The following is a 26,691-nucleotide window of genomic DNA, read 5'->3' on the forward strand; positions in this document are numbered from 1 at the left end:
TTTGTACAGGGGCGATACCGGTGTAGCGCAATGGTGCGGCGCTGAAGCCAGCACCACAGCACTTGGACGAAATCAGGGCACGAGATGGCTTTTGACGAAGCCTTCAACAGCATTGTCGATTTCGCGCCACTGCGGCAACAGATTGCGGGAGAAGCGGTAAAGGACGACAAGGTCCTTGCCGACATGGATATCGCGCTGGCAGTCTGCGCTGGTTGACGTTTCGTTGGCGCCAGGCTCCAGACAGCGCACGACATAGGGTGGCTCCTGCTCTCGCTCCGCAGTGAAGAAGGCCTCGCCGGCATAACTCGATGCCGCTTTGACGCCGTGTCGCGTCAACCCGCCGGGGGCGGAGCTCGTCGGCCCATCGAAAACCTGGGTGTAGATGGGCTCTAGTCGGCCGGACATGTCGCGCGACATGGTGCTCTGCGAAATCTGCAGGAAGATCAGGGCTTCGGGGCGGTTGACGTCATTGAAGAGGTGGCGGTTGTCATCGCTGTAGCCTTCGAGCGAAGGCCAGGCCAGGTAGAGATCGACGCGTTCGGCGATCGAGGTCGCGCGCTGGTTTTCAAAGCGAATGACGTTGGCAGGCAGCCGCAAGTGATCTTGTCCGATAAAGATATCGTAGGGCGTGAGGATCGACGTGTGGCCGGCAAGCGCGAGGTTTTCGCCGAACCAGCGCCCCGTCAAAGAAAGCGCCGCGGTTGCCGCGGCAAGCAACGCAACGACCGCGGCAATTTTGTAGACGAAGCGTCCTGAAAGAAGCGGGCTGAGTTCCGGCTCCGAATTCCCGTTGGAAGAGGTGCTCATCAATGGGGCGTCCCGTCGCGGTTGCCGCGCGAAATGTGGCGGTTCAGCTGCCGGTCGTCGATCGGTGGCGGCATCGGACCCTGGCAGGGTTTGCTTGCTCGACGCTGGTCGAAGATGGTTAATTTTCGATGAAGTCGACGTGGGTTCCGTTGGTGCCTGCCTGACCATGCTTTGGCCGGGCTGCCTAAAAACGAAAAAGACCGGTTCCGAGGGACAGCGGAACCGGCCAGGGCCTGGTCTGAAACGGGGATGGAACTGACCGAAGCCCGGTAAATTGAGTGTGGCGCGGGACATCACCCAACCGCGCCACAAGTCACTTTACTGCGGCCTACTGGGTGCGGACGCTGCCGACGGCGACCGTGCGGCCATCCTGCAGCTTGACCCAGCGGCCGGCATGTTCCGTCGACTGCCGCTTGAGGTAGGTGTATTCGGTATCCGACCACAGCAGCACCTTGTTGCGCATGTTGTCGAGGATGAAGTCGCCGCGATCGGTGCGGACGGTCAGTACCGCGTGGCCATCACCATTCGGCTGAAGGACGACGGTGATCAGAAGATCGGAGGCGGAGAAACCGCTTTCGATCAGCTTGCGGCGCTTCAAGAGCACGTAGTCTTCGCAGTCGCCAACGCTGTCCGGGTAGGACCACTTTTCTTCGACGCCGTGGATTTCCATGTCGGTCATCGGCGTGATCGCCTGGTTGACGTCGAAGTTGACCTCGAGAATTTTCTGCCAGCCTTCGCGTGTTAGGACCATCGGACCGCGGTCGGCGCCGTTCGCGCGGCATTCGCCCGGATTGATCTTGCAAAACTCGTAGTGACCGATCGGCGGATTGGTGGAGCCGGTCACAGCCATATTCGCCGGCAGGGCCAGCGCGCCTTCGATCAGGCTGCCGGTGAAAATTGCGGCGACAGCGATCATCTTGGTGATTGTCTTGAGCATGATTGTCTCCCCGTTATGGTTCGACAATGGCACGGACATTTTTATCGCTCGCGAATATGCGAGGTAAAACAAAGTACAAATGAAATTCGTATCAGAATAAAATAAGAATAGAATTTGAGATGTATTTAAATCGGATTTGATTCAATTTTTATCGATCTTGACGTTCCAGCGATCGCGAAGGTGGAATTTGTTAGGCATCCAAATGGTTGCGGGAACACCGTTTTTTGGGGGGCATGTCGACGGAAGCTAGGCTGATTTGGAGGCGTACGATGGCGGTCGAAGGCGTCCGCGAGGAGGAAATTCGCAACTTTGCATCCCGCTCGAATGCTTGATTAAAGCGTGAAATCAATGTGGAGAGCGAAAATGTCGAGAAAAAATATTTGAAAAAAGTTGTGCCGAAAATCGGCAGAAAGAACATGGGATGTGCTGAAATGGAGCAAATGCGCCCAGATCCAAGCACGCGCGCAAGCTCTCCAGGTCGATTGTCGAAGGAACTCGGCCCGAATGGTGCCATGGCGAAGCCGCGGTCCCGCCTCGGACATGCCGGTCGTCGGTTGCGCTATACGATGCAACCGTGGTCGAGGCGTCAGAGGAAAAGAGCTGGCAATGTCGGTGAGCTAGCGACCGAACCTGTCTGGTACCGGACACGCAGAAGCGTTCTGCGGTAGCGCCATGCGCAAGAGCGTGCACTCAATGCGCGGTCATCGAGGCTGACTGAATGTTTCCTTAGATCGTATCCGGTTCAAGGATAAAGACCTGCAGCGACTAGACGCGCTGTATCGGTGTGTTCTAGAGGAATTCCGTCAAGGCTTCACGGGACTGAACGCCCGAGAATTCGATGGCAACGCCTTCTTGGAAATGACGGACGATCTTGCCCTTCATGTTGCCGAGCCTGATCTGTGTGCCGATCGGCGGGCGGTTTTCAATGTCAACGGCGGCGCCGGACAGCGAAAGGTCGATGATGCGGCAGGGATACTTCGCGCCGGTATCGAGCGTCAGCTCGGTCACTGTCTTGCGCGGTGCAAGGCGGTCATGGCGACGGTCTTCCGGCAGGCCGAGTTCGTGCTTGTTGGCAATCCACGTCAATTGCGCCGCAAGCTTCTCGCGCTTGCGTTCGGTGGCATTGAGCTGGATGACGAAGGCGTTTTCGGCAAGCCGCGACACGGTGCCTTCGAGCCGACCGACGTGATCGATGTAGGCGATGATGCGTTCGCCGGCGCGCGGGCGGGCCGGCGACAACAAAAGCACGTCACCCGGTGACATGTCGACGGCGGTGCAGTCGTATTCGTCGTGATTGGCAAGCATCAGTCGCCCGGTGAGATTCACCGAGACGCGCTGGAACGCGCCTTCCTGGTGCGGCTTCGGACCGGTATTTTGCGCTTGCTGGAACGAGAACATGATCACTCTGCATCGACGTATCTTGGCACGCGAAAGCATAGTGTGATCCGGTTAATAGAAGGTTCGCCCTGCGGTTGGTGCCGGCATCGCTCTCGGTGCGGACCTGCAGCGTTACCCGTCACGACCACCTTCGAAGACGCGCAGGTGTTGAACCCGGCGTATGCCCGGCTGAGTGGCATCGCGCTCAACCGGTTCTTTGAGGAAAGCTGCGGTTCGGTCCGGATCGAGTACCCTGAGGCCTGTGACGTCGAGGCCGGAAACGGGGGTGGCATTCAACCAGTACGGGCGCGATAGCGGAGAGAGCGAGCCGAGAATGCGGTCGCTTTGACCTTCGTTGGACGCAAGGGGGAGGAGCAATGTCTCGGTCTCCAGCTCTCTTCCGTCATCCGTTCGTGCTGTCGCCGACAGGACGACGGGGACATGTTGTGTCATGACCCGCCTGCCGATCTGGAGTACTTTGCCAGCCTGGCTTCCGAGCCAAAGCGTGGCGAACTGCCGGCCGCGAAAATCGTGATCGAAGAGGGCGCAGACATGCGTACCGGCAAGGCGGAATTTCATGCCGCCGAAATGATCCCGCTCGAGGATGAAGAGTTGGGGAAGGAGCGTTCGAATTGCCGACGGATCGATCTCGTTGCGACGTGGTAACTCACGGTCGCCTCGGATGACGTTCCAGTACTGAAACAGCTGCGTCGATGTCTTGTTGCGCATGATGTCGTTCATTCCACTTCTGCGGTCGCCTGTGTCGATCCGGCACACAATCGCCCGCTCATTCCTGTCGTACCGATGACAGTGCGAAATTCGTGCCACCCGGAAATTAAGGTTAACAAACGGTTTCGATTGCCGCGGACGCACAGGAATGGCACTTGATTGGACATCACTTCACGAAGGGTTGCCTTCGGCACAGAACTTGAGCTCGCGCTATTGGGGGCTCACGGACCGTTCAGTTTTTACTGGACGGTCTTTTTTTGTTTGCTTATGGCTGGGCGCGCTGTCCGGCTTATGCGCAATTGCCCGACCGACGTGGTCGGATCGAAACGGATATGCGGACGGAAGAGAGCATCAGCCATGGAACGAGATCAGGCGGCAACGCCACCGGAGGCGGAACGGGAAGGCGCCGTCAATCGCGCGCGCGAGCCAGCTTTCAATTTGCCGGCGGGGCTGACGTGCATTCTGCTGTTCCTCGTCGCCATTCACGCGTTGCGCACCTATGTTTTCTCGGAGAGTCTCGATCGGGAAATCATCCTGAACTTTGCCTTCCTTCCTGCACGCTATGATCATCCGCTTGCCGAGCAGGGCCTCGCCTGGCTCTGGAGCCCGGTGACCTATTCGTTCCTGCACGGAAGCTGGGAACACCTGATCTTCAACATCTTCTGGATGGTTGCCTTCGGCGCGCCGGTGGTGCGGCGCATCGGCATGATGCGGCTTGCGGTTTTCTGGGTTCTTTCAGCCGCCGCCGCCGTAGCACTTCACACGGTTTTTCACTGGGGCGAAATGATCGTCGTCGTCGGTGCCTCGGGGGTGGTTTCCGGCTTCATGGGAGGTGCAGCACGATTCGTGTTCTCACCCAGCGGCCGTATCAGTCGTCAATTCGCCCATCTTAACCGCCGGCTTTCCGTCAAAGAGGCGCTGTCCAATCGTTCCGTCGTCGTTTTCAGCGGCATCTGGTTCCTGACGAATTTTCTCGTCGGATTTGGCATGTTCACGCCAGGCGGTGCCGGCAGCGTGGCATGGGAAGCGCATATCGGCGGTTTCCTCTTCGGCTTCCTCCTGTTCGCCCTGTTCGATCCGCGGGATTGATAGCGGACCGATCCTGTTGCGATCATTGTCAGAACGCTTGATTTCCCCGGAACGCTGGCGCACCATTTGAAACGGCCGTTTTCATTCAAGGGTGACGCGGTCCGTGAAGGCCGGGTGCCGGCAGGTCGATTGCGTCCCTGAGGAGCGTCGCGTTGACCTTGACAGCATCGGAAAGGGTATAGGTTCCATTGCCCGATTGTGCCGCACACGACAGGCCGGAACCTGCCTCGCCGACCCGGCGTCGTCGCAACGGGGAGAAGTGCGCATGTCAGTAAAAGCGATACTCAATGAAAAAGGCCGGAACGTCGTGACCGTCGGTCCTCGCATGACGGTTCAACAGGCTGCAGTCCTTCTACGTGACAATCATATCGGCGCGGTGATCATCATCGATGCGGATGATCAGATCGCCGGCATCCTGACCGAGCGCGATATCGTCGCCGCCATCGCCAAACACGGGGCAGCCTGTCTGGAGAAGCCGGTTTCGGCTGTCATGTGGCAGAACGTCTATTGCTGCACCGAGGACATGTCAGTCGATACGCTGATGGAGATGATGAGCAAGTTGCGGGCCCGTCATCTCCCAGTTGAAACCAATGGGCACCTGGCCGGCATCATTTCGATTGGCGACGTGATCAAGCATCACATCCGCGCCATGGAGCAAGAGGCCGAGCACATCAAGGCCTACATCGCCGGGTAATGGTAAAGGGCGGTTGCCGCCGCCCTTTCGTCACCCGCCTGCGGCATGGTCTCGAATATTCGCGCGGAGCGCCTGTTCGCGTTATGGCCTTTCGCGAAACATGCGACCGGTACGGCCATCTCTTGGGTCAACGCGAAAGCCTGGCGTCGCACCAGCCGTTAACGGACGAGGACTTCCTGCATGCGGCGGATTTCGGCGAGCTTGGCCTTTGCTTCCTGATAGCCGCGATCGATCGCCTCGCCGGCGCGGTGGAATTCCGAAAGCCCGATATCGTTGAGCTTAGGATGGAGCGCGAGATCCGGCGGGTCGCCGGCAAGGCGTGCGCGCGAGATCCGATCCTGGATGATGTTGAAAGCCTGAACCATGACGCTGGTCATGCCCATGCGCGCAGAATGGTGCGTCGGCTCCTTGGCGGGCGGCGTATCGTGGGTCTCGGAGCCGGCGTTGTGCTTGACGACGGCAGAACGCCCATAGAGGTCGTAGTTGAGGTTCACCGCGACGACGAGCTGTTGTTCGTGAGCGCGGCAGACGGAAACGGGGACGGGATTGACGAGCGCGCCGTCCATCAACATCCGGCCGTTGGCCTTGATCGGCTCGAAGATGCCGGGCAGGGCGTATGAGGCGCGGATCGCGGTGATCAGCGAGCCTTTTTCCAACCAGACTTCATGGCCGCTATGCACTTCGGTGGCAACTGCGATAAACGGTCGGTCGAGGCCTTCAATGCTCAAGCCCTGCAGATGCTCCTGCATGCGCTTGGTCAAGCGCAGCCCACCGAACAGGCCTCCGCCGCCGATGGCGAAATCGAGCAGGCCGGCAATGCGCCTGACGGTGAGGGAGCGGGCGAACGTTTCCAGTTCATCAAGTTTGCCGGCGAGATAACAGCCGCCGACCAGGGCGCCGATCGAAGTTCCGGCGATCATGCCGACTTCGATGCCCTCTTCGTCAAGCGCCCGGAGCACACCGATATGCGCCCAGCCACGGGCGGCGCCGCCACCAAGGGCGATGGCGATCTTCGGCGGTTTGGGCGGCACGGCGGGTTCTGATGGTGTTGTCGAGAGTGATGACCCATCCGGGTCGGTCAGGTCGGCAATCTGGCTGCTACGCGTAAAAGTCCAGTTCAACATCCGGCACCTCCAACACCGCCGAACACTTGGCAGCGCAACACGTCCTTCAGAATGCGCGAAGGGCGTTGTGGCGCTCCATGCATTGACTCAAACTTCCGAAGACCCGATTCGATCCTGGAACCACGCAATAATTTTTGAGCGCGCTTGTCTGGAGGATACCCTGCCAAGCCGGCGCTGGTGCCGGCCTTGTCCTTATTCATTGCTGAAAGACTGGCACCGTTACTCAGATTACCATCGATCCTGCCGCCGTGTGCGGCGGAGTCGATAAACATTCGCTACAGTCTGCAATACTGCCCGGCTTGTGGCCGTTCCCGGCGAAACTGTATCCTTGCCAAAGGATTAGGCGCCCGCTGGGTTACCAAAATATAAACGCAGTATGCACCCGCGCCAAAAAGGTGCGCAATGCTTAATTTTTGTCATAAACCTTGTTCGGGTCGAAATGCTGATGATCGTCCGTGATCGTGACGGTCGCACGACCCTGCTCGACACCGACCGTGCGATAGAAGCAGGAGCGGCGGCCGGTGTGGCAGGTTGCATCGTGCCCGGCGACCGAGACCTTCAGCCAGATGGCGTCCTGGTCGCAATCGGTGCGAATTTCCTTCACCGTCTGCAAATTGCCGGAGCTTTCGCCCTTCTTCCACAGGCTCTTGCGGGAGCGGCTGTAATAGTGGGCGACACCAGTCTCGATCGTCAGCGCCAGTGCTTCGGCGTTCATGTGCGCGACCATCAGCAACTCGCCGTCGCGCGCATCGGTCACGACTGCCGTGATCAGGCCCTTGTCATCGAAGCGGGGTGTGAAGGCCGGACCGGATTCCAGTTCGGCCTTGTTGGAAGAGGGGGTCTCGAAGGTCAGCGTCATCGAAGGCTCCGTTGATTGGAGCCTTACTTGAAGCCCCGCAGCATCGTCATGAAACGGGCCTGTTCGGCCGGTTCGGTCTGGAACGTACCCGTAAATGTGGTGGTCAGTGTTGTCGAGCCTTGCTTCTGAACGCCGCGCATCGCCATGCACATATGCTCGGCCTCGATCATCACCGCGACGCCGCGTGGGGCCAGCGTTTCATCGATCACCCGGGCGATCTGCGCCGTCATCGATTCCTGCGTCTGCAGCCGACGTCCATAGATGTCGACCACGCGGGCGATCTTGGAGAGACCCAGTACTCTTCCGTTGGGCAGATAGGCGACGTGCGCCTTGCCGATGATCGGCACCATATGGTGTTCGCAATGGGAGTAGAACGGGATGTCCTTGACCAGCACCATGTCGTCATAGCCGGCAACCTCCTCGAAGGTCCGGCCGAGCACGTCTTCGGCTGCAAGATCATAGCCGCTGAAAAGCTCGCGGTAGGACTTGGCCACGCGTGCCGGTGTATCCAGCAGGCCTTCGCGGCTCGGATCGTCGCCGGCCCAGCGAAGCAGCACGCGCACGGCGTCCTCGGCTTCCTTCTGCGTCGGCCGGTCGCTCGCATTGTCGAGCACGGGGAAATTCTTCACTATGGCATCCATAATGGCCTCTTTGCGCAATACGGGGATTGCTTGACGTTTTATCTTTCGGACAACTCGCCACTGGCCATTCGCCTAACCCTGCAGGCTTGGGTTCCGTCGGCGGGCTCCGGGGCTTTCTGGTCCTTGCTTAGCAGTGCAATGGACCGTCCGGCACGGTTTCCCAAACAACAGGCGACATTTGGTCCTCTTGCGGAACTGTCGCCCCAACACGACATAGCATATAGTATGGTGCCATAGAGATGAAAGAGGCCGAGGGGACTGCGTCGTGCTTTTTTCCTGCCTACAGGAGAAAATCATGCGCCGATCACCCAAAACCGCGAAAAATCAGCCGGAACGCGTCACATGATGGATGACATCTACAACAATCGTATTCTCGACTTCGCCGGCAATATCCCGCGCATCGGGATTCTCGAAAATGCCGATGCCGAAGCAGTGGCCCATTCGAAACTCTGTGGCTCGAAAGTGCGGATCTGGTTGAAGATGGACGGCGACGTGGTCACGGATTTTGCCCACGACGTGAAGGCATGCGCGCTCGGTCAAGCATCGTCTTCGATCATGGCGCGCCATGTGGTCGGCGCACAGGCGAGCGAAATCCGCCAGGCGCGCGACGAGATGCTGGCGATGCTCAAAGCCGACGGCGAAGGCCCCACGGGCCGTTTCGAGGATATGCGCTTCCTCAGACCTGTGAAGGACTACAAGGCCCGCCATGCATCGACCATGCTCACCTTCGATGCTGTCGTCGATGCGATCGGCCAGATCGAGGCCAGGCGTCTGGCAACGGCCGTTTGAGCCATGTGCCGGGATCCGCATTGTGAACATTCGACAGCGGCAGGCCCCGTGTCTGCCTACAAGGGACGCAATTGGGCTGGTCCCTTCCGCAAGACGCCGGGGCGTCTCATCGGCATGGCCCTCATTCGTGCCTACCAGCTGACCCTTTCCAGTTTCATCGGCAATGCCTGCCGGCATCTGCCGACCTGCTCGGAATATGGTTATGAAGCAATCGCGCGCCATGGCTTGTGGGCAGGCGGCTGGATGACGTTTTTCCGCGTGACGCGTTGCGGCCCGGGCGGCACTCACGGTTTCGACCCGGTGCCGGAACGCCTGAAAGCCAGGCATCTCTGGTATGCACCGTGGCGCTACTGGCAGCCGCGGCCGAAGGGCGGATGAACGCGATGACCATCCCGATGGAGTACCGGCAGGCGTCGGTCGATTTCGACCGGTTTATCGTCGATGCCCGCGACATCGCGGGGCTTCAGACGACGAACCAGGCCTATACGATGGTTCAGGCCGTGCTGCAGACCTTTCGCTGCCGCCTGGACGTCGAGGATGCGATCCTGTTTGCTGATGTCCTGCCGCCGGTTCTAAGAGCGATTTTCGTTGCCGCGTGGGATCTTGAAGCGCCAAGGAGCCCATTTTCAGGCCGGACGACGATGACGCTTGAAGTGCAGGCGTTCCGCGGCGATCACAACATTTCGCCGGATACGGCGATTGCGGATGTGGCGGCTGCCTTAAGGAAGAATATCGACGAAGCGAAGCTCGATCGCGTGTTGGCCCGTCTCCCGGCCGGCGCCGCCGACTTCTGGCGTGCATGAGCCAGGGAGTTCCGCGCGTGAAGAGTTACGTAGCGTTGCTCTACAGCATTGTGCTTGGCGAAGGGCGCCGCGTCGTCATGGGGGACCTGAGGGCCATGGCCGAGCGGCTTGGCCACCGGTCTCCGCGGACGCTCGTCGCAACCGGCAACCTGCTCTTCGACGCTGATAACGCCGCCGTCAACGATCTGGAGGCAGCGCTCGAGAACGCATTTGCCGAAACATTCGGCCGCCATGTCGACATCATCGTACGCCCCGGCGTCGATTGGCTGCGGCTCGCCGCGACCAATCCGTTTCATACCGAAGGCGAGGAGGACGGCACCCGCGTCCATGTTCGCGTGATGCGCCAGCCATTGTCCGGCACGGTGCCTGCTGATTTCGAACGCTACTGCACGGCGGGCGAGCGGCTGGCGGTCGTCGATGGTGATCTCTGGGTTCATTTCACCGGCCAGGCGAGCGAATCGAAACTGCTCGGCGCCTTGACCAAAAAACGTCTTGGAGTCGGTACGTTTCGCAACTGGAACACGGTGAAGGGCCTGGCCGCGCTGCTCGGCAGCTAGGCTTGCCTTGCCTTTACTCGGCCTCGAAAAACCTCTATCAGGCCTGCGTCAAATAGCCGGCCCAAGCCGGTCAGTCATACCACACCATACCACCCGCATTCGTTGGCGGGACTGGATAGGAGATCATGATGTCGAATCCCGTTTCCCTTACATTTCCTGATGGCTCCGTCCGCGAATACGCCCCGGGCACGACCGGGCGCGATGTCGCCGAGTCGATTTCGAAGTCACTGGCCAAGAAGGCTGTCGCCATTGCGCTCGACGGCGAGCTGCGCGACCTGTCCGACACTATCGCCGATGGCCGCATCGAAATCGTCACCCGCGACGACAAGCGTTCGCTTGAGCTGATCCGTCACGATGCGGCACACGTGATGGCGGAAGCCGTGCAGGAGCTGTGGCCCGGTACGCAGGTGACCATCGGGCCGGTGATCGACAACGGCTTCTACTACGACTTTGCCAAGAACGAGCCCTTCACGCCCGACGACCTGCCGGTCATCGAGAAGCGGATGAAGGAAATCATCGCCCGCAACAAGCCGTTTACCCGGGAAGTCTGGTCGCGCGACAAGGCACGCCAGGTGTTTGCCGACAAGGGCGAGGCCTACAAGGTCGAGCTCGTCGACGCGATCCCGGAAGGCCAGGATCTGAAGATCTACTACCAGGGCGACTGGTTCGACCTCTGCCGTGGCCCGCACCTGGCGTCCACCGGCCAGATCGGCACGGCCTTCAAGCTGATGAAGGTTGCCGGCGCCTATTGGCGCGGTGACAGCAACAACCCGATGCTGACCCGCATCTACGGCACCGCCTGGCATACGCAGGAAGAGCTCGACCAGTACCTGCACATCCTGGCCGAAGCGGAAAAGCGCGACCACCGTCGCCTCGGCCGCGAGATGGATCTCTTCCATTTCCAGGAAGAAGGTCCCGGCGTCGTGTTCTGGCATGGCAAGGGCTGGCGTCTGTTCCAGACGCTGACGGCCTACATGCGCCGGCGGCTTGCCAATACCTACCAGGAAGTCAACGCACCGCAGGTGCTCGACAAGTCGCTGTGGGAAACCTCGGGCCACTGGGGTTGGTACCGCGACAACATGTTCAAGGTGACCGTTGCCGGCGATGACACCGACGATGAGCGCGTCTTCGCGTTGAAGCCGATGAACTGCCCGGGTCATATCCAGATCTTCAAGCACGGCCTGAAGTCCTACCGCGAACTGCCGGTGCGGCTGGCCGAGTTCGGCAACGTTCATCGCTACGAGCCGTCGGGCGCGCTGCACGGGCTGATGCGCGTGCGCGGCTTCACCCAGGACGATGCGCACGTCTTCTGCACCGATGAGCAGATGGCGGCCGAGTGCCTGCGCATCAACGATCTCATCCTGTCGGTCTATGAAGACTTCGGCTTCAAGGAAGTCGTCGTCAAGCTGTCGACTCGTCCGGAAAAGCGCGTCGGCTCCGACGAGCTCTGGGATCGCGCCGAAAGCGTCATGACCGACGTGCTGAAGACGATTGAGGCGCAGTCCGAGGGCCGGATCAAGACCGGCATCCTGCCGGGTGAGGGCGCGTTCTACGGTCCGAAGTTCGAATATACGCTGAAGGACGCCATCGGCCGCGAATGGCAGTGTGGCACGACGCAGGTCGACTTCAACCTGCCGGAACGTTTTGGCGCCTTCTATATCGACAAGGATTCGGAAAAGCGTCAGCCGGTGATGATCCACCGCGCGATCTGCGGCTCGATGGAACGCTTCCTCGGCATTCTGATCGAAAACTTCGCCGGCCACATGCCGCTGTGGATTTCGCCGCTGCAGGTCGTCGTCGCGACGATTACCTCGGAAGCCGACGACTACGGTCGCGAGGTCGCCGAGCTTCTGCGCGACGCCGGGCTGACCGTCGAGACCGACTTCCGCAATGAGAAGATCAATTACAAGGTCCGCGAGCATTCGGTGACCAAGGTTCCGGTCATCGTGGTTTGCGGCAAGCGCGAATCGGAAGAGCGGTCGGTCAACATCCGCCGTCTCGGCTCACAGGCGCAGACGGCGATGTCGCTCGACGAGGCGATCGCTTCGCTCTCTGCCGAAGCGACGGCGCCCGATCTCAAGCGCAAGGCGGAAAAGAAAGCCCGGGGTTAAGACCCCGGGACCTTCGCTCTGTCAGTAAACTGTCATATTAGCGGAATATCCGGATACTGCAGCGCCTTGTACCGGGCCATCCATCGGAGACTTCCGTGCAGTTCAAAGAGCTGTCCTACGCAAACGAAAATGACCGGCGCCTGAAGCGCTGGTTCATCCGCTCGATGGAAGGCTTGGCGGGTCGCAACCGATACGCCAAGCTCTATGCCCGCTGGCGGGCCGACATTGTCGGCAAGAGCGACCGTATCTTCGGCGAGATGTTGCAACTGATCGATGTGCGCCTGCGGCTTCAGGGCGAATGGCCTCCGCGCCACTTGCCGGACACGCCGCTGGTCATCGTCGCAAATCACCCGTTCGGCATCGGCGACGGTATCGCTGTTCTGGCACTCGCCGAGCAACTCGGCCGGCCGTTCCGGGTGCTGATCAACAACGAGCTGTTGAAGGTGCCGGAGATGGCGCCCTATTCGCTGCCGGTGTCTTTCGAGGAAACGAAGGAAGCGCTGGCGCTGAACATGGCTACACGCCATGAGGCCGTGCGGCTGCTGAAAGAGGGCGTGACGATCGTGATCTTTCCCGCCGGCGGGGTGGCAACGGCACGTTCGGGCTGGGGTAGGGCCGAGGATCTGCCGTGGAAGATCTTTCCCGCCAAGCTCATTCAGGCGGCGCGCGCCAGCGTCATACCGATCTACTTCGAAGGGCAGAACGGGCGCATCTTCCATCTCGCGAGCAAGGTGTCGCTCACGCTCCGGATCTCACTGCTGATCCGCGAATTCCGGAGATTGTCGGGTACGACGATCGCGGCCCGCATCGGGCATATCCTGACATGGGAAGAGCTTTGCGCGCATGGCGACCGCAAGGATCTGCTCGGTCGGATCTATGAGGCGGTGTTTTCGATGGCTCCGCCGCGTCGTCGCTTTCTCAGGCGCGCCGGCTAACGCGGCGTGAGGCATTTGCCTTAACGCCAGCCCTCCACCGTAAGATCAATCCTGCGCTTCCGCGGCCGCTTCCGGGCTTGCGGCGGCGCCGCCGTTGGTCAACAGCACTTCGATGTCGGTGTTGACGCCGGCCTTCACCGTGAAATCGCGCTGGTAGATCTTGTTCTTGTTTCTCGCAACGGCCGTATAGTTGCCCTCGAGAAGAACGAGCGTCGGGAACGCGCCTTCCTCCTGGTCGACGATGTCGCCGGCCGAAGTGAGGATCGACCAGCCGGTATCGGCGATGGCTTCGCCACCCGCTTCGGAAACCAGCTTCAGCGTCAGCTTTGCGGCCTTGTGCTGGATCGTCGCCTCGGTGAGCTTGCCGGCTTCCACCTGGATGTCGGCGGTGATCACCGCGTTTGTCGTGCCGTAGTTGGAGCTGACATGGTAGGTGCCGGCGCCAAGGCGGATGACGGTGCTGGGTTTCACGTCGGCGGCAATCAGCGCCCGTTCACCATCGCCCTGCGTTTCGGAGGAATAGATGGAGAAGCTGAGTTCGCCCGGAGGAATGCGCACATCGCTGCCGGAGACAGCGTTCAGCGTCATGCCGCCGGCATCGAGCACCAGCACTTGTTTGTCGAGCGCACCGTCTTCCGGGATGCGGATCTTGCGCGTGGCGGCCGCACGTCCGAATGCGACGTTGACGAAATACTCGCCTGGTACCAGGCTGAAGGCCGTTGATCCGCCTTCCGACGTTGCCAGCAGCGGCAGCTTGCCATCGCTTCCAGGGATGGGGCTGAACACCCGCCAGGTCAGGCCCGCCTCGACCGGGTGGCCCTTGCCGGTCAGAAGCGCCTCGAGCTTCACGTCCTTCAGCGTGCCTTCCTGTGTCGGGTCGGTGGTCATCGGGCTGAAGCCGGTCAGCTTCGGCATCTTGCGCGTTCCGGAAATCGACGGAAAGCTCTCGAAAGCCTCGGTCGCATCCTGCGCCAGGGCGCTGCCGGCGGTAATGCTTGCGAGTGCGACCGCCAAACCGGTTCTAATGAAAATACGAGGGCAGGTGCGCATGAGAGCAGTTGACTTCCTGACTGGGTGACTCCACTTGAGACGCCGGTATGGCATTTTCGTGGCTGCCGGTCGGCGGCAAAATAGTGGAATTCACCCAATATGAAAACCGAAATAAAGCTCGTTGATTATCTCGCGTCCCGGCGATCCATTCCCGCGTTTCAGATGGGCGAACCAGGGCCTGGTAAGGCCGAAGTCGAGGAAATGCTGACGCTCGCCTCGCGCGTGCCGGATCACGGCAAGCTCGCTCCATGGCGGTTCATCGTTTACCGTGGCGAAGAGAGAGCCCGCATCAGCGCCGAATTGAAGACAATGGCACTCGCCAAGAAACCTGATCTTTCGGAAGAAATGATCAAGGTGGAAGAGACACGGTTGTCGCGTGCGCCCGTGGTCGTCGCAGTGGTCAGCAAAGCGGCGCCGCATTTCAAGATCCCGGAATGGGAGCAGCAGATGTCGGCCGGTGCCGTCTGCCTCAACTTGTTGATGGCGGCCAACGCGCTGGGCTACGCTTCCAACTGGCTGACCGAATGGTACGCCTTTGACGAAGCGGCGTATCCGCTGCTCGGTGTCGAGCCGGGCGAAAGGGTCGCCGGATTCATTCACATCGGCACCGCCATGGTTCCGCCGACCGAGCGTCCGCGCCCGGAGTTGGCCGAGATCGTCACCTGGGTCGGAGAAGAAGCCTGATGTTCTACGATACGGCCGCAAACAGGCATGGCCTGCCGCACGATCCGTTCAAGGCCATCGTCTCGCCGCGGCCGATCGGCTGGATTGGCACCCGCGCTGCGGACGGGTCGCTGAATGTCGCGCCCTATTCTTTTTTCAATGCGATCAGCGACCGGCCAAAACTCGTGATGTTCTCGTCGAGCGGCTACAAGGACTCTGTGCGCAACATCGAGGCGACGGGCGAGTTCACCGCCAGCTTCGCAAGCCGCAACCTGAGCGAGGCCGTCAACAAGACCTCGATTGCAGCGCCTCACGGCGAGAGCGAGTTTGCGATCGCCGGGCTGACCCCCGTTGACGGAACGCTGGTAAAGGCGCCGTTCGTCGGCGAGGCCTATGCCGCGCTCGAATGCCGAATGACGGAGATGTTCCAGCCCAAGGGGCTCGATGGCGAGCCCTCGGACAATTACGTCGTCATCGGCCAGGTCGTCGGCATCCACATTCGCGACGAGGCAATCCGCGACGGTCGTTTCGACATGGCGACGGTGCGCCCGCTCGCCCGCCTCGGCTACATGGATTATTGCGACGGTGGCGATGTGTTCCAGATGGTGCGGCCGACGCGCTGAACCGTTTTCGATTTGCTGATGCCTGCGGCCGATCGCGTCAATCGTCGCTATTCAGCCATGCCGCCTGCTCCGGGGAGCGGCAGACCACGGATGAGAACCCATCGGCGCGGCTGGCAGCAAATGCCTGCCGGGCAGCAAGCTCAGTGATGGCCGTCTGCGGCAGCACGTCGTAACAGGCAAGACCCGCTTCATGGGCGCGAAGAACGGTGGCGGCACGCCCGGCGGCAACAGGCGCCGCCGTGACCTGGTCCTGCCGTACCGGGAGTGGTTCGCAGCCTGTCGCCGCCGCTAGCTTTTGGCCGTCGAACACAAGTCCTTCGAGACGTGGTGAGCTTTCGTGAAGGGAGTAGGGTGAAAGCACGCTTTCCGGGACGGCACCATATTCGGCAAGGATAGCGATCTGTTGCGGACGAGAACCGGTGCTTGCCTCTGCGACACGCAACATGACGTCGAGCTTCTGCACGTCCGCACGGCTCCGGCATTCGGAGAGCAAGACGCCGTCAATATCGTTGCGAAGCAGCGCGAAGAGTGCGTCCTCCGTCACGCGGTTGATCGGAGGGATCCGTGTGAAGATGCGCAAGGCGCTTCTCACGACGCCCGCTGGTCGAGCAAGCGCGTCGCCACCAAACCTGAGTTCGACAATGAGGCCATCAACACTTCCGAAGACAGAGGATGTGAGGACAGGCGCTTCGGCGCCCTGAAACAGCAGCGGCTTCATGGTTTTGAAGCGGTTAACGGACATGGTGAACCAATCTTAAACCTTTGCCGGCTAGGCTTCCAACATCAGGTGGCTTTGGGTGTCTAGTGGGGCGTCGGTGATCATACAAGCATTTCTTCGCTGGGTGGAAACGGCGAGAACGGGCGATCGAGCTCGCGCTGCACGAGCCCTCGGCCGGGCGTATGTCGACGCGCAGATGAACGGCATAGATCGTCAGGCCGCCGAAATGGCCATGACCTTTCTGCTCGACGATCCCTCGCCAAAGGTGCGCTTCGCTCTGGCGGACGTGCTTGCCGCATCGTCCGATGTTCCGCGCGCCATCGTTCTCGGCCTTGCCGAAGACCAGCCTGAGATCGCCTATATCGTCATTTCCCGCTCGCCCGTTCTGACGGACGATGATCTTGTCGATCTTGCTGCCCGCGGCTCGGTCGAAACGCGGGCGCTGATTGCGGCGCGTACGTTCGTTTCCCGCTCGGTCTCAGCCGCTATCGCTGAAATCGGCGGTGAAGAAGAAATGCTGATCCTGCTGGAAAACGCCGGCGCGCAACTGTCGCGCCGGTCGTTGAAGCGGATTGCCGACCGCCTCGGCCATTCCGCATCCGTCCGCGACCTTCTGCTTGATCGTGCTGATCTTCCAGGTGACGCGCGGCACGCGCTTGTCGAAGAGGTTGGGGCAGCCCTTGCCGCATTCGGCCTGGTCCAGATGGCGATAGGCACGTCACGGGTAGAGCGCGTCACGCGCGAGGCCTGTGATGTCGCAGCGGTCGGCATGGCTGGTGCCCTGGCAGTGAACGAATTGCCGAACCTCGTCGCCCATCTGCGCGAAACCGGCCGTCTGACGCCGGCCTTCCTGCTGCACGCACTTGTCACGGGCCGGGCGGAGTTTTTCTCGGCCGCGATCGTCGACCTCTCCGGCGTTGCGGAAAAGCGCGTTCGCTCGATCCTTTCGGGCGGCCGTATTCATTCGATCCGCGCGTTGTTCGAGAGCGCCGGTCTCGGGCGCGACGTCAGCGAAGCGTTTGCCGAAGCGGTCCTTCTTTGGCGCAGGGATGGCAATACGGGTGCTGACGATTGCCGCGCCTCCGTCTGCTCGGCGCTGCTTACAAGCCTGCGCGGCCAAGGTGCGTCTTCGCCGGCATGCAATGCAATGGCGGAAATTCTTGAGCGACTGGCCTTTGCCGAGCAGCGGCAGTCTGCTCGCGACTATGCTCAATTGGCCGCGCGCCAAGCCGCCTGACGTTGCCTCACCGAAGTTGAAGCCGAAGGGGCTACAGCTTCGTTGGGGTCACGCCGCCGGCATACGCGTTGATGCTGATCTCGCCTTCCTGCGTCAGTCGGTGAACCGCCGCGCCACCCAGGAGTAACCGTCCTCGATATAGTGAACCGGCTTGCTGACGAGGTTCTTCAACTTCTCGCGGTCTGGGACGGCGCCTGAGAGAAATTCCAATGCCCGTTTAGGCAGACCTGGTTGCGTCTCGGTCGCCTGAGGCAATGGCGTCTCGGGCCGTGGTAGCGGAGCAGCCACCTCCTGCTGCGGTTCGTTGGTTGCAAGGCCGGGGCCGGAACTCTCGCAGACGGCAACGACCACCGGATAGTTGGCGTTGGAGAAGCGTGGCAGCTGCTTCTGCGAATCCGTATCGCACTGCGCGATTGAGGGCCATGCCCCATCCACGGTCGAAATATATTGGCACTGGTTCACGTCGTGGTCACAGCCAAGAATGGTCATGACGATCAGGGCGGCTTTCATGGTCTGGCTGTGTCCATCTGGTGCATGATTGTGCGTTTTCTGACGTCAACTTATGCCTGTGTGATTCTTCCTGAAATGGGGCGATGGCTTGAATGCGCAGAAACAATTTGTTTCGTCGCGTCATTCGGATTGATGGGGCAGGTCCGTTTGTTGCGCAATTTGACGTATTGGCTCCCGATACGCCCGACCGTAGTTTCTTCCGCGAACCGTACCAGAACTCAGAATCAGCCATGGATCAAAAATTGCCTGAAGTCACGATTGCCGAAGAGCCGCCGCGGCAGCCGGAAATCCTGCGCCTCCTGGAGATGTCGGACGCCTATGCCGCCTCGCTCTATCCCGCCGAAAGCAATCATCTTGTCGATGTATCGGCGCTGGAGCAGCCGGACGTATCATTCTTTGTTGCCCGCTTCGACGGGGCGATCGTCGGTTGCTGCGCGCTGGTGGAAGCCGGCGATGGCACGGCGGAGATCAAGCGCATGTTCGTCGATCCGCAAGCGCGGGGGCTGAAAGTCGGCAAGCACCTTTTACAGACACTCGAGCATCACGCCGTGAGCATCGGGCTTGACGTGATCCGACTTGAAACCGGCATTCACCAACCGGAAGCAATCGGACTTTACAGAAACAGCGGATATGTCGAGCGTCCGCCTTTCGGCGGCTATCAGCTGGACCCGCTAAGCCTGTTCATGGAGAAGGTGCTGCAGCCGGCTGATCTCGACGGATAGGCCTTGTCGCTTCTGGCGCCACAGCGGGTGCCCGTCTGCCTGCAGGCAGATAGGCACCGCGACGGATCGGTCGATCAGATGTCGAGATTGTCGGCGAACACTGCCCGCTCCTGGATAAAGCGAAAGCGTGCGTCAGCCTTCGTACCCATCAGGTTGTCGACGGCTTCGCGCGTGCCTTCGAAATCGACGTCGTCGATCTGCACCTTCAGCAGCGTGCGGAACTTCGGGTCCATCGTCGTTTCCTTGAGCTGGGCCGGCAGCATCTCGCCAAGACCCTTGAAACGGCCGACTTCCACCTTGCCGCGACCGTTGAATTCGGTGCGCATCAGTTCTTCACGATGGGCATCGTCGCGCGCGTAAAGCGTCTTTGAGCCCTGGCTCAGGCGATAAAGCGGCGGCACGGCGAGATAGAGGTGGCCGCCGCGGATGAGCTCGGGCATCTCCTGATAGAAGAAGGTGATCAGCAGCGAGGCGATATGTGCGCCGTCGACGTCGGCGTCGGTCATGACGACGATGCGCTCGTAGCGAAGATCCTCTTCGCGGTACTTGCTGCGCGTGCCACAGCCGAGCGCCTGGATCAGGTCGGCGATCTGCTGGTTGGCGCCCTGCTTTTCGCGGCCGGCGCTGGCGACGTTCAGGATCTTGCCGCGCAGCGGCAGGATGGCCTGGTTGGCGCGATTGCGCGCCTGCTTGGCCGAGCCGCCAGCCGAATCCCCTTCGACGATGAAAAGTTCGGCGCCATCAGCGGTGTTCTGCGAGCAGTCGGCAAGCTTGCCGGGCAGGCGCAGCTTGCGCACGGCGGTCTTGCGGTTGACTTCCTTTTCCTTGCGGCGGCGAACGCGCTCGTCGGCACGCTCGATCACCCATTCGAGCAGCTTTGCAGCCTCCGCCGGATTGTCGGCAAGATAATGGTCGAAGGGGTCGCGCAAGGCGTTTTCGACGATGCGCTGCGCCTCGACGGTTGCCAGCTTGTCCTTCGTCTGGCCGACGAATTCCGGTTCGCGGATGAAAACCGACAGCATGCCGGCGGCTGAAATCATCACGTCATCGGTGGTGATGATCGCGGCACGCTTGTTCTGCGTCAGCTCGGCGTAGTTCTTCAGACCCTTGGTGAGCGCGATGCGGAAACCCGCCTCGTGCGTCCCGCCTTCGGGTGTGGGAATGGTGTTGCAATAGGAATGGACCTGCTGGTCGCCGCCGTACCAGGTGACCGCCCATTCGAGCGAGCCGTGGCCGTTCGACTTCTCGGATTTGCCGGCAAAGATCTCGCGAGTGACAGTGAATTCCTTGCCGAGCGTGGCGGCGAGATAGTCCTTCAGGCCGCCCGGGAAATGGAACACCGCCCGATCCGGAATTTCGGAACCTTCCAGCAGCAGCGACGGATCGCACGACCAGCGGATCTCGACGCCGCCGAACAGATAGGCCTTGGAGCGGGCCATACGGAACAGCCGCGCCGGCTCGAAGCGGGCATGCGGTCCGAAGATCTGCGGATCGGGATGAAAGCGAACCCGCGTTCCGCGCCGATTGTGGACGTCACCCAGTTCTTCCAGCCCGCCCTGCGGTACGCCGCGCGAAAAGCGCTGACGATAAAGCTTGCGGTTTCTGGCGACCTCGACCTCCAGATCGTCCGAAAGCGCGTTCACCACGGAAACGCCGACGCCGTGCAGACCGCCGGAGGTCTCGTACGCCTTGCCATCGAACTTGCCGCCCGCATGCAGCACCGTCATGACGACTTCGAGCGTCGATTTTCCGGGGAATTTGGGGTGGTTTTCGACCGGAATACCGCGGCCGTTGTCGGTCACCGACAGATAGCCGTCGGCATCGAGATGGACGTCGATGAAGTTGGCATGGCCCGCCACCGCTTCGTCCATCGAATTGTCGATGACTTCGGCGAAGAGATGGTGCAGCGCCTTTTCGTCGGTGCCGCCGATATACATGCCCGGACGCCGACGGACCGGCTCCAGCCCTTCCAACACCTCGATTGCCGAAGCGTCGTAGTCGTCGCTGCCGCTGTTCTTGGGGGCAGGGCGCGGTTCTTCACGCGGGACCGGTGCCGCTCGCGCAGCGGGCGCGGCTTCCGGCGCAACGGGCTTCGGTTGTTCGGGCATTGCAGAGAAGAGGTCGTTGCTGTCGTCCATGGGGCGTCTAGATCATTCCTGTCGTGCGGAGGTGTCAAGGCCATAGCAAGACCGCGGTCTTGTCGCCATCCCCAGTCATTCGAATCACCCGAATTCTGCCAGACTCTTGCCGATTGTGCGAACAAAAGGAGAATGGCGGCGCCGAATGCCTGCAAAATAATGCCTGAGCGTTGGCACCTGTCACCAACTGTTGCTTTGGTGCCGAGCCGATGGCAAGGCTTTGCGACGAACCAGGGAGCCCTTCGTTGTCCGTGTCCACAGCTCATTTTTGCTTTCGTCGTCTTAGCGCCATCGTGCTGTCCTTCGGGCTTGTTGCCGGGGCCGCTGCTTCCGCCGCGGCGCAGGTGTTGAAGCCATACAAGGATGATCTGTTTTCCTACGGCACAGTGCTTGAGCAGAGCGACAATGGCGACTACCGCGTCGTCGATTATCAGGAATTGCGCGACATCAACGGGCGTGACGAAATTCCGGAGCGGCGGGTCAAGCGCGCCTTCGTTTCGCTTGGCGTCAAGGGAGATCAAGTCAACGAAACTATCGAAATCGGTGGGCGTTCTCTTGATGTAACACGCGTCGGTCGGGAGCAGGGCGCTGCATTCAGCGTAATCTTCATCCACGGGCGAGGCGGCGACCGGCGGCTAGGCGCCAACGACTTTTCGTTCGGTGGCAACTTCAATCGTCTGAAGAACCTGGCTGTCGCCAATGGCGGCGTCTACTATGCACCGAGCGTCCGGTCGTTCGATACGGCCGGGGCGGCTGATGTTGCCGGCTTGGTCAAGCTTGTTGCCGAGCGCTCCGGCGGTCGGCCGGTCGTGCTGGCTTGCGCCTCCATGGGCAGCTTCATCTGTTGGGGTGTGGCCCGAGATGCCGGTGCCGTTGCGGCCCTTGGCGGCATGATAATCATGGGCGGCGTCGCCGATCCCGAATTCACGAAGAGTGCCGCGTACAAGGCAAGGCTGCCGATGTTCTTCAGCCATGGCAGCAAGGATAGCGTCTATCCGGCCGAGAGCCAGAAGGCCCTCTATGGTGCGTTGAAAGGGCAGGGATACCCGACCCGCTTCGTGCTGTTTGAAACCGGTTCGCACGGAACGCCGGTTCGCATGACCGATTGGCGCGACGCCTTGAACTGGATCGGCAGTCGCTGAAACGCACCGTCCAGCACTCGGCATTTGTTAACCAGACCGGCAATTTCCGGCTGCAACCTGGCCGCTTGTTTCCACCTTTGAAAGCGATCGGCGCGATGATCTTCGGCAGATATTGCTGGGGTATATTTCATGGATGCGCGTACCGAAACACGGCAGGTTCCGCTGTGTGTCGACCTGGACGGCACATTGCTGGCCGCCGATACGCTATGGGAAGGCGCCGCGATCATTCTGCTGCGCAACCCGCTGATGCTTGTGCCGATGCTCATGTGGTTGTGGCAGGGCAAGGCACGCCTGAAACATGAGGTTGCCCTGCGCTCGGGCCGAAAGGCGGAGGACTGGCCGTACCGCCAGGCCGTCCTGGACCGCCTGTCGGCCGAACGTGCCGACGGACGCGAGATTGTGCTGGTGACCGGCGCGGCAGCTTCCGTCGCCCAGGACGTCACAGCACATGTTGGCCTCTTTGCGTCGATCATGCATTCATCAGAGACACTCAACATGACGAGCAGCCGGAAGCGTGACGCGCTGGTCGAACGCTTCGGCAAAGGCGGTTTCGACTATATGGGCAACAGCCGCGACGACATCGCGGTTTTCGAAGTTGCGCGCCGGGCGATCGTCGTGGCACCCGATGCGGCCGCCGAGAAATGGCGCCGCAACCACGACGCCGAGAAGCTCGACACCGGCAAGGTCAGCATGCTTGCCCCGCTGAAGTCGATCCGGGTTCATCAGTGGGCGAAGAACGTGCTGATCGGCGTGCCGATGATCCTCAATCACGAAGTGCTGCATCTCGATGCGCTGCTGAGCGTCACAATTGCATTCTTCGCGTTCAGCTTCCTCGCCTCCGCTGTCTACGTGATCAACGATCTGTCCGATCTCGCGAACGACCGGCGGCACGCAAAGAAGCGCAACCGGCCGCTGGCCAGCGGTCAGATGTCGGTGCCGACAGCATTGATGCTGGCAGTCTGCCTGATCCTCGCCTCGGTTTCGCTGACCTTTCTGCTTCCCTGGAAATTTGCCTGCGTACTCGCTTTTTATGCCTGCGCGACGACGGCTTACACCTTCGTGCTCAAGCGCAAGCTTCTCGTCGACGTCTTCACGCTCGCCGGCCTCTATACCACCCGTATCGTCGCCGGCGCCGCTGCGACCGGAACGGAGCTCTCCTTCTGGCTGGTGTCCTTTGCGATCTTCTTCTTCCTGAGCCTGGCGCTGGTGAAGCGCTACGTTGAACTGCATGAATTCGACGACAAGGATGGTGGCGCCGTTCCTGGCCGTGGTTACCTCGCGGTCGATTTCGAAATGGTCGGGCAGGCAGGCGTGGCCTCAGCCTTCACCTCGGCCCTGGTGCTTGCGCTCTATGTGCACAGCAAGGAACTGCAGGAAATGTATACGACGCCGTGGGCGTTGTGGCCGCTCTGCCCGCTGGTGCTCTATATGCTGTTGCGAATCTGGATGCTTGCACGTCGTGGCATGCTGCACGAGGATCCTGTCGTTTTCATCATGCGCGACTGGCGCAGCCAGCTGACCATGCTGGTCGGGGCGTTACTCATCCTTTTCGGAGCTGTCGGGCCGCAATGAACACGCAAGATTACGAAAGCTGGGGCCGGCTCGATCGCCGGCCGCGGCAGGGCATTTCGCCGGACGACTACGAAGATCGCATAGGTTCGATCGAGCCGGAGACGTTCCTCCCGTTCGGCAACGGTCGCAGCTATGGCGACAGCTGCCACAACGATCTGGGCGTACTGATCGACAATCGCCGCCACGCCCGCATACTCGCGTTCGACCCCGGCACCGGCATGATGACCTGCGAGGCGGGCATTACCCTTGGCGACGTTCTTGCACGTGCCATTCCCCATCGTTTCTTTCTTCCGGTGACGCCCGGCACGGCTTTCGTCACGATCGGCGGCGCGCTTGCCAACGATGTTCACGGCAAGAACCATCATGCGCGGGGAACCTTCGGCAATCACGTCACCGGCTTCACGCTTTTGCGGTCCAATGGCGAACGCTTGACCTGCACGCCACAGGAAAGCCCGGAGCTGTTTGCAGCCACGATCGGCGGCATGGGGCTGACCGGTTTGATCCTGACCGTGAGCCTTCGTCTCAACAAAGTGCCGTCGCCACATGTTCAGCAGCACGCCATTCGTTTCAACAGTCTCGACGAATACTTCGGTCTGGTCGACGGCGTCGACGAGGAGCATGAATACTCCGTCGCCTGGATCGACCAGCTTGCAACCGGACGGCGCATGGGCCGTGGGGTCCTGCTCGCCGGGGATCATGCGGATGGCTCGTGCGAGTTTCCGGACATGCCGAAAGGCATGAAACTCTCGGTGCCGTTCTCGCCACCTTTCAACCTTCTCAACTTCGCGACGCTCAAGGCGTTCAACGAATACTATTTCCGCAAGGAGAAGCCGGGCGAAACCGTTTCGACGGTGCCGTGGACGTCCTACTTCTATCCGCTCGATGCCATCGGCGCGTGGAACAGGCTTTACGGTCCCAAGGGGCTCTATCAGCACCAGAGCGTCTACCCTACCGAGAATGCCCGGGAAATCACTGCGATCCTGATGGACACCGCGCGTCGTGCCGGACATGCATCCTTCCTCACGGTGTTGAAGCGCTTTGGGGACGTCGCCTCGCGCGGCCTGCTGTCGTTTCCCCGGCCTGGTTTTACCTTGACGCTCGACTTCGCCAATCAGGGTGAACGGACGGTAAAGCTGCTGGACCGCTTGGACGCGATCGTTGTCGAAGCCGGGGGCGCGATCAATCCTTACAAGGATGCGCGCATGAGCTCACAAGTCTTTGAAAAGTCTTTCACTTCTTGGCGATCGCTCGAGGCGTTGCGCGATCCGGCGCTGACGTCGAACTTCTGGCGCCGCACCGCGTTGGCTTTGTCAAAATGAGAATGCGGACAAATTTATTAAATTAAATGCGCGAACTTCACGGAATATGCGCCTCTTGCGTGTAGTTCATTTCCCGGGACTGGGAGTAAAACTATGAAATATATTCCATTCATTCTCTTCACTGTGCTGACCAATGCGGCCGCACAGCTGATGCTGAAGCAGGGCATGATGTCGCTCGGGCCGATCTCGATGACGGCAGAGACGGCGATCGTTCGCCTGTTCCAGATCGTTTTCAATCCATGGGTCTTTGCGGGGCTCGCGACCTTCGTCATCTCCATGGCATCGCATCTCTACGTGCTGTCGAAGGTGGAGCTTTCCTTCGCCTATCCGTTCCTGAGCCTGGCCTACGTGGCGGTCGCGATCTTCGCCTACTTTGTTTTCCGCGAGGATCTCAATGCCTGGCGCATCGCCGGCATCGCGCTCATCTGCGTCGGAACGGTCCTGATCGCCCAGTCGGGCATGTCTTCCCATAGCGACGAAACGCCGGCCGATGCGGCTGGAGCAAGAACAGCAGATTTCGGGAGCAAGTCATGAAGCATATTATCTTTGGTGGCGACGGGTTCGTCGGGCGGCATCTGGCGCAGCGCCTCGTTCAGGACGGCGAAGATGTCGTCGTCGCCGATATCGTCAAATCCGATCTGCCGCACTACAGCCGCGCGCGCTTCGTCCATTGCGACGTGACGCAGGTGAGCGATGTGCTGAAGGTCGGCATCGGTCCGGACGACATGGTCTACAACATGGCGGCCAAGATGCTGTCGCCGTTGCAGATCCGCTCGAAGCGTTGGGATTTCTTCTGGCCGGTCAACTACTACGGCGCCGAGAACATCATGAAGGCCATGGGTGTAGCGAACGCCTCGCGCCTCGTTCAGTTCACCACCGACATGATCTATGGCCACACGGTTCAGTCACCGCAGACCGAGGACCATCCCGCAAAGCCGCTCGGCGAGTACGGAAAGTCGAAGTGGGCGACAGAACAACTGGCCGTGCAATGGCGCAAGCAGGGCATGAGCATCTCGATCTTCCGCCCGCGCCTGATCATCGGCCCCGGTCGTCTCGGCATTCTCGAAAAACTGTTCAAGCTGATCGACATGAACCTGCCGGTGCCGATGATCGGTTCTGGCAAGGTGCCATACCAGTTCATCTCGGTGTTCGATTGCGCCGAAGCGGCGCGGCTTGCCTGGAAAGGCGGTGTGCCCAATGAGGCCTACAACCTCGGCTCCGACAATCCGCCATCGGTTCGCGAACTGCTCGGCAACCTGATCAAGCACGCCGGCTCAAAGTCCTTCCTGCTGCCGACGCCTGCCTTTGCGGTCAAGCAGACGCTTGCACTCTTCGATCTGATCAACAAACCGATCATGGATCCGGAGCAGTACCTGATTGCCGACGAACTGTGCGTGCGCGAGACGGGCAAGCTGAAGCATCAGCTCGGCTGGCGGCCGGAGTTCAACGACGGCGATATGCTGGTTGCCGCCTATGACGAATATCGGGCCAAGAAGTCCGGTGCCACGATGCAAAACGCCGCTGCCGTACCGGCCGAGTGAGGGG

General features: G+C 60.6%; 28 protein-coding genes. 17 read left to right on the forward strand and 11 right to left on the reverse strand.

Features of this window, described 5'->3' with window-relative positions:
* Nucleotides 1–72 precede the first annotated feature (72 nt).
* The 4 genes from LPJGGPFB_RS09880 to LPJGGPFB_RS09895 all read right to left on the reverse strand — a co-directional run bounded on the left by LPJGGPFB_RS09880 (nt 73) and on the right by LPJGGPFB_RS09895 (nt 3,862).
* The gene (locus LPJGGPFB_RS09880; protein WP_173419764.1) at nt 73–807 is read right to left on the reverse strand and encodes a hypothetical protein; all 735 of its coding nucleotides are present in this window, start codon (nt 805–807) and stop codon (nt 73–75) included.
* A gap of 328 nt (nt 808–1,135) precedes the next feature.
* Nucleotides 1,136–1,744 carry a transglutaminase-like cysteine peptidase gene (locus LPJGGPFB_RS09885; RefSeq protein WP_173419765.1) on the reverse strand — a complete coding sequence of 203 codons (609 nt, stop codon included), beginning with the start codon at nt 1,742–1,744 and terminating at the stop codon, nt 1,136–1,138.
* A 789-nt stretch (nt 1,745–2,533) separates the two neighbouring features.
* Nucleotides 2,534–3,142 (reverse strand): PilZ domain-containing protein, encoded by a 609-nt coding sequence (locus LPJGGPFB_RS09890; RefSeq protein ID WP_173419766.1) that lies wholly within the window; start codon nt 3,140–3,142, stop codon nt 2,534–2,536.
* A gap of 111 nt (nt 3,143–3,253) precedes the next feature.
* A complete protein-coding gene (locus LPJGGPFB_RS09895) occupies nt 3,254–3,862 on the reverse strand; it encodes a PAS domain-containing protein (protein ID WP_173419767.1) in 609 nt (202 codons plus the stop codon).
* A gap of 345 nt (nt 3,863–4,207) precedes the next feature.
* Here LPJGGPFB_RS09895 and LPJGGPFB_RS09900 point away from each other — a divergent pair, with 345 nt between their 5' ends.
* A complete protein-coding gene (locus LPJGGPFB_RS09900; RefSeq protein ID WP_173419768.1) occupies nt 4,208–4,939 on the forward strand; it encodes a rhomboid family intramembrane serine protease in 732 nt (243 codons plus the stop codon).
* Nucleotides 4,940–5,204: 265 nt separating this feature from the next.
* Entirely contained in the window at nt 5,205–5,633 is a 429-nt protein-coding gene (locus LPJGGPFB_RS09905; protein WP_077498384.1) for a CBS domain-containing protein, read from the forward strand.
* A gap of 158 nt (nt 5,634–5,791) precedes the next feature.
* Here the strand turns inward: LPJGGPFB_RS09905 and LPJGGPFB_RS09910 are convergent, their stop codons facing one another.
* The 3 genes from LPJGGPFB_RS09910 to folE form a co-directional block, all read right to left on the reverse strand.
* Entirely contained in the window at nt 5,792–6,757 is a 966-nt protein-coding gene (locus tag LPJGGPFB_RS09910; RefSeq protein WP_173419769.1) for a patatin-like phospholipase family protein, read from the reverse strand.
* Nucleotides 6,758–7,163: 406 nt separating this feature from the next.
* Nucleotides 7,164–7,616, reverse strand: a complete 453-nt coding sequence (gene hisI / locus LPJGGPFB_RS09915; RefSeq protein ID WP_173419770.1) for a phosphoribosyl-AMP cyclohydrolase — start codon at nt 7,614–7,616, stop codon at nt 7,164–7,166.
* Between the two features lie 23 nt (nt 7,617–7,639).
* Nucleotides 7,640–8,257, reverse strand: coding sequence for a GTP cyclohydrolase I FolE (gene folE / locus LPJGGPFB_RS09920; protein ID WP_173419771.1), 618 nt, complete (start codon nt 8,255–8,257; stop codon nt 7,640–7,642).
* 342 nt (nt 8,258–8,599) lie between these two features.
* On the opposite strand from folE, the gene LPJGGPFB_RS09925 reads away from it, so the two are divergent.
* The 6 genes from LPJGGPFB_RS09925 to LPJGGPFB_RS09950 all read left to right on the forward strand — a co-directional run bounded on the left by LPJGGPFB_RS09925 (nt 8,600) and on the right by LPJGGPFB_RS09950 (nt 13,452).
* Complete coding sequence (locus LPJGGPFB_RS09925) at nt 8,600–9,046, forward strand: iron-sulfur cluster assembly scaffold protein (protein WP_173419772.1); 447 nt, start codon at nt 8,600–8,602, stop codon at nt 9,044–9,046.
* Nucleotides 9,047–9,049: 3 nt separating this feature from the next.
* Entirely contained in the window at nt 9,050–9,424 is a 375-nt protein-coding gene (gene yidD, locus LPJGGPFB_RS09930) for a membrane protein insertion efficiency factor YidD (protein ID WP_173419773.1), read from the forward strand.
* Nucleotides 9,421–9,849: a DUF2267 domain-containing protein gene (locus tag LPJGGPFB_RS09935; RefSeq protein WP_173419774.1), complete on the forward strand. Its 429-nt coding sequence runs from the start codon at nt 9,421–9,423 to the stop codon at nt 9,847–9,849. Before yidD ends, LPJGGPFB_RS09935 begins: the two co-directional genes overlap by 4 nt.
* Nucleotides 9,850–9,866: 17 nt before the next feature.
* Nucleotides 9,867–10,406, forward strand: coding sequence for a DUF1697 domain-containing protein (locus tag LPJGGPFB_RS09940; RefSeq protein ID WP_173419775.1), 540 nt, complete (start codon nt 9,867–9,869; stop codon nt 10,404–10,406).
* Between the two features lie 128 nt (nt 10,407–10,534).
* Nucleotides 10,535–12,517, forward strand: coding sequence for a threonine--tRNA ligase (gene thrS, locus LPJGGPFB_RS09945; protein ID WP_173419776.1), 1,983 nt, complete (start codon nt 10,535–10,537; stop codon nt 12,515–12,517).
* A 95-nt stretch (nt 12,518–12,612) separates the two neighbouring features.
* Nucleotides 12,613–13,452: a lysophospholipid acyltransferase family protein gene (locus tag LPJGGPFB_RS09950; protein WP_173419777.1), complete on the forward strand. Its 840-nt coding sequence runs from the start codon at nt 12,613–12,615 to the stop codon at nt 13,450–13,452.
* A 45-nt stretch (nt 13,453–13,497) separates the two neighbouring features.
* Here the strand turns inward: LPJGGPFB_RS09950 and LPJGGPFB_RS09955 are convergent, their stop codons facing one another.
* Nucleotides 13,498–14,502, reverse strand: coding sequence for a hypothetical protein (locus tag LPJGGPFB_RS09955; RefSeq protein ID WP_173419778.1), 1,005 nt, complete (start codon nt 14,500–14,502; stop codon nt 13,498–13,500).
* A 99-nt stretch (nt 14,503–14,601) separates the two neighbouring features.
* Between LPJGGPFB_RS09955 and LPJGGPFB_RS09960 the strand changes: the two genes are divergently transcribed.
* Nucleotides 14,602–15,186 carry a nitroreductase family protein gene (locus tag LPJGGPFB_RS09960; protein WP_173419779.1) on the forward strand — a complete coding sequence of 195 codons (585 nt, stop codon included), beginning with the start codon at nt 14,602–14,604 and terminating at the stop codon, nt 15,184–15,186.
* On the forward strand, nt 15,186–15,788 hold the full coding sequence (locus tag LPJGGPFB_RS09965; protein ID WP_173419780.1) for a flavin reductase family protein: 603 nt from the start codon (nt 15,186–15,188) through the stop codon (nt 15,786–15,788). The genes LPJGGPFB_RS09960 and LPJGGPFB_RS09965 overlap by 1 nt, the downstream gene beginning before the upstream one ends.
* 37 nt (nt 15,789–15,825) lie before the next feature.
* On the opposite strand, the gene LPJGGPFB_RS09970 is transcribed toward LPJGGPFB_RS09965, so the two are convergent.
* Nucleotides 15,826–16,530, reverse strand: coding sequence for an aldolase (locus tag LPJGGPFB_RS09970; RefSeq protein ID WP_173419781.1), 705 nt, complete (start codon nt 16,528–16,530; stop codon nt 15,826–15,828).
* A gap of 73 nt (nt 16,531–16,603) precedes the next feature.
* Between LPJGGPFB_RS09970 and LPJGGPFB_RS09975 the strand changes: the two genes are divergently transcribed.
* On the forward strand, nt 16,604–17,743 hold the full coding sequence (locus LPJGGPFB_RS09975) for a DUF2336 domain-containing protein (protein ID WP_173419782.1): 1,140 nt from the start codon (nt 16,604–16,606) through the stop codon (nt 17,741–17,743).
* Between the two features lie 93 nt (nt 17,744–17,836).
* Here LPJGGPFB_RS09975 and LPJGGPFB_RS09980 read toward each other — a convergent pair whose 3' ends face one another.
* Nucleotides 17,837–18,253: a hypothetical protein gene (locus LPJGGPFB_RS09980; RefSeq protein ID WP_173419783.1), complete on the reverse strand. Its 417-nt coding sequence runs from the start codon at nt 18,251–18,253 to the stop codon at nt 17,837–17,839.
* Between the two features lie 242 nt (nt 18,254–18,495).
* Here LPJGGPFB_RS09980 and LPJGGPFB_RS09985 point away from each other — a divergent pair, with 242 nt between their 5' ends.
* Nucleotides 18,496–18,975 carry a GNAT family N-acetyltransferase gene (locus tag LPJGGPFB_RS09985; protein WP_173421007.1) on the forward strand — a complete coding sequence of 160 codons (480 nt, stop codon included), beginning with the start codon at nt 18,496–18,498 and terminating at the stop codon, nt 18,973–18,975.
* Between the two features lie 74 nt (nt 18,976–19,049).
* Here LPJGGPFB_RS09985 and parE read toward each other — a convergent pair whose 3' ends face one another.
* On the reverse strand, nt 19,050–21,113 hold the full coding sequence (gene parE, locus LPJGGPFB_RS09990) for a DNA topoisomerase IV subunit B (RefSeq protein WP_173419784.1): 2,064 nt from the start codon (nt 21,111–21,113) through the stop codon (nt 19,050–19,052).
* A 209-nt stretch (nt 21,114–21,322) separates the two neighbouring features.
* On the opposite strand from parE, the gene LPJGGPFB_RS09995 reads away from it, so the two are divergent.
* From LPJGGPFB_RS09995 to LPJGGPFB_RS10015, 5 genes are all read left to right on the forward strand, one after another.
* Nucleotides 21,323–22,255 carry an alpha/beta hydrolase gene (locus LPJGGPFB_RS09995; protein ID WP_173419785.1) on the forward strand — a complete coding sequence of 311 codons (933 nt, stop codon included), beginning with the start codon at nt 21,323–21,325 and terminating at the stop codon, nt 22,253–22,255.
* A 129-nt stretch (nt 22,256–22,384) separates the two neighbouring features.
* On the forward strand, nt 22,385–23,827 hold the full coding sequence (locus LPJGGPFB_RS10000) for a UbiA family prenyltransferase (protein ID WP_173419786.1): 1,443 nt from the start codon (nt 22,385–22,387) through the stop codon (nt 23,825–23,827).
* Entirely contained in the window at nt 23,824–25,146 is a 1,323-nt protein-coding gene (locus LPJGGPFB_RS10005) for an FAD-binding oxidoreductase (RefSeq protein ID WP_173421008.1), read from the forward strand. Before LPJGGPFB_RS10000 ends, LPJGGPFB_RS10005 begins: the two co-directional genes overlap by 4 nt.
* Before the next feature lie 93 nt (nt 25,147–25,239).
* Entirely contained in the window at nt 25,240–25,680 is a 441-nt protein-coding gene (locus LPJGGPFB_RS10010) for an EamA family transporter (RefSeq protein ID WP_173419787.1), read from the forward strand.
* Nucleotides 25,677–26,687: an NAD-dependent epimerase/dehydratase family protein gene (locus LPJGGPFB_RS10015; protein ID WP_173419788.1), complete on the forward strand. Its 1,011-nt coding sequence runs from the start codon at nt 25,677–25,679 to the stop codon at nt 26,685–26,687. The genes LPJGGPFB_RS10010 and LPJGGPFB_RS10015 overlap by 4 nt, the downstream gene beginning before the upstream one ends.
* The last annotated feature ends 4 nt before the right edge of the window (nt 26,688–26,691 follow it).

This window comes from Ensifer adhaerens, assembly GCF_013283195.1.
Taxonomy (GTDB): Bacteria; Pseudomonadota; Alphaproteobacteria; order Rhizobiales; family Rhizobiaceae; genus Ensifer; species Ensifer adhaerens_G.

Coding starts and splice junctions, on each gene's coding strand:
- LPJGGPFB_RS09925 (WP_173419772.1), top strand. CDS start 8,600: ATGATGGATGACATCTACAACAATCGTATTCTCGACTTCGCCGGCAAT.
- LPJGGPFB_RS09935 (WP_173419774.1), top strand. CDS start 9,421: ATGAACGCGATGACCATCCCGATGGAGTACCGGCAGGCGTCGGTCGAT.
- LPJGGPFB_RS09880 (WP_173419764.1), bottom strand. CDS start 807: ATGAGCACCTCTTCCAACGGGAATTCGGAGCCGGAACTCAGCCCGCTT.
- folE (WP_173419771.1), bottom strand. CDS start 8,257: ATGGATGCCATAGTGAAGAATTTCCCCGTGCTCGACAATGCGAGCGAC.
- LPJGGPFB_RS09900 (WP_173419768.1), top strand. CDS start 4,208: ATGGAACGAGATCAGGCGGCAACGCCACCGGAGGCGGAACGGGAAGGC.
- LPJGGPFB_RS09910 (WP_173419769.1), bottom strand. CDS start 6,757: ATGTTGAACTGGACTTTTACGCGTAGCAGCCAGATTGCCGACCTGACC.
- LPJGGPFB_RS10015 (WP_173419788.1), top strand. CDS start 25,677: ATGAAGCATATTATCTTTGGTGGCGACGGGTTCGTCGGGCGGCATCTG.
- yidD (WP_173419773.1), top strand. CDS start 9,050: ATGTGCCGGGATCCGCATTGTGAACATTCGACAGCGGCAGGCCCCGTG.
- LPJGGPFB_RS09960 (WP_173419779.1), top strand. CDS start 14,602: ATGAAAACCGAAATAAAGCTCGTTGATTATCTCGCGTCCCGGCGATCC.
- LPJGGPFB_RS09980 (WP_173419783.1), bottom strand. CDS start 18,253: ATGAAAGCCGCCCTGATCGTCATGACCATTCTTGGCTGTGACCACGAC.
- LPJGGPFB_RS09965 (WP_173419780.1), top strand. CDS start 15,186: ATGTTCTACGATACGGCCGCAAACAGGCATGGCCTGCCGCACGATCCG.
- LPJGGPFB_RS09970 (WP_173419781.1), bottom strand. CDS start 16,530: ATGTCCGTTAACCGCTTCAAAACCATGAAGCCGCTGCTGTTTCAGGGC.
- LPJGGPFB_RS09995 (WP_173419785.1), top strand. CDS start 21,323: ATGGCAAGGCTTTGCGACGAACCAGGGAGCCCTTCGTTGTCCGTGTCC.
- LPJGGPFB_RS10010 (WP_173419787.1), top strand. CDS start 25,240: ATGAAATATATTCCATTCATTCTCTTCACTGTGCTGACCAATGCGGCC.
- hisI (WP_173419770.1), bottom strand. CDS start 7,616: ATGACGCTGACCTTCGAGACCCCCTCTTCCAACAAGGCCGAACTGGAA.
- thrS (WP_173419776.1), top strand. CDS start 10,535: ATGTCGAATCCCGTTTCCCTTACATTTCCTGATGGCTCCGTCCGCGAA.
- LPJGGPFB_RS09895 (WP_173419767.1), bottom strand. CDS start 3,862: ATGAACGACATCATGCGCAACAAGACATCGACGCAGCTGTTTCAGTAC.
- LPJGGPFB_RS09955 (WP_173419778.1), bottom strand. CDS start 14,502: ATGCGCACCTGCCCTCGTATTTTCATTAGAACCGGTTTGGCGGTCGCA.
- LPJGGPFB_RS09905 (WP_077498384.1), top strand. CDS start 5,205: ATGTCAGTAAAAGCGATACTCAATGAAAAAGGCCGGAACGTCGTGACC.
- LPJGGPFB_RS10005 (WP_173421008.1), top strand. CDS start 23,824: ATGAACACGCAAGATTACGAAAGCTGGGGCCGGCTCGATCGCCGGCCG.
- LPJGGPFB_RS10000 (WP_173419786.1), top strand. CDS start 22,385: ATGGATGCGCGTACCGAAACACGGCAGGTTCCGCTGTGTGTCGACCTG.
- parE (WP_173419784.1), bottom strand. CDS start 21,113: ATGGACGACAGCAACGACCTCTTCTCTGCAATGCCCGAACAACCGAAG.
- LPJGGPFB_RS09885 (WP_173419765.1), bottom strand. CDS start 1,744: ATGCTCAAGACAATCACCAAGATGATCGCTGTCGCCGCAATTTTCACC.
- LPJGGPFB_RS09890 (WP_173419766.1), bottom strand. CDS start 3,142: ATGTTCTCGTTCCAGCAAGCGCAAAATACCGGTCCGAAGCCGCACCAG.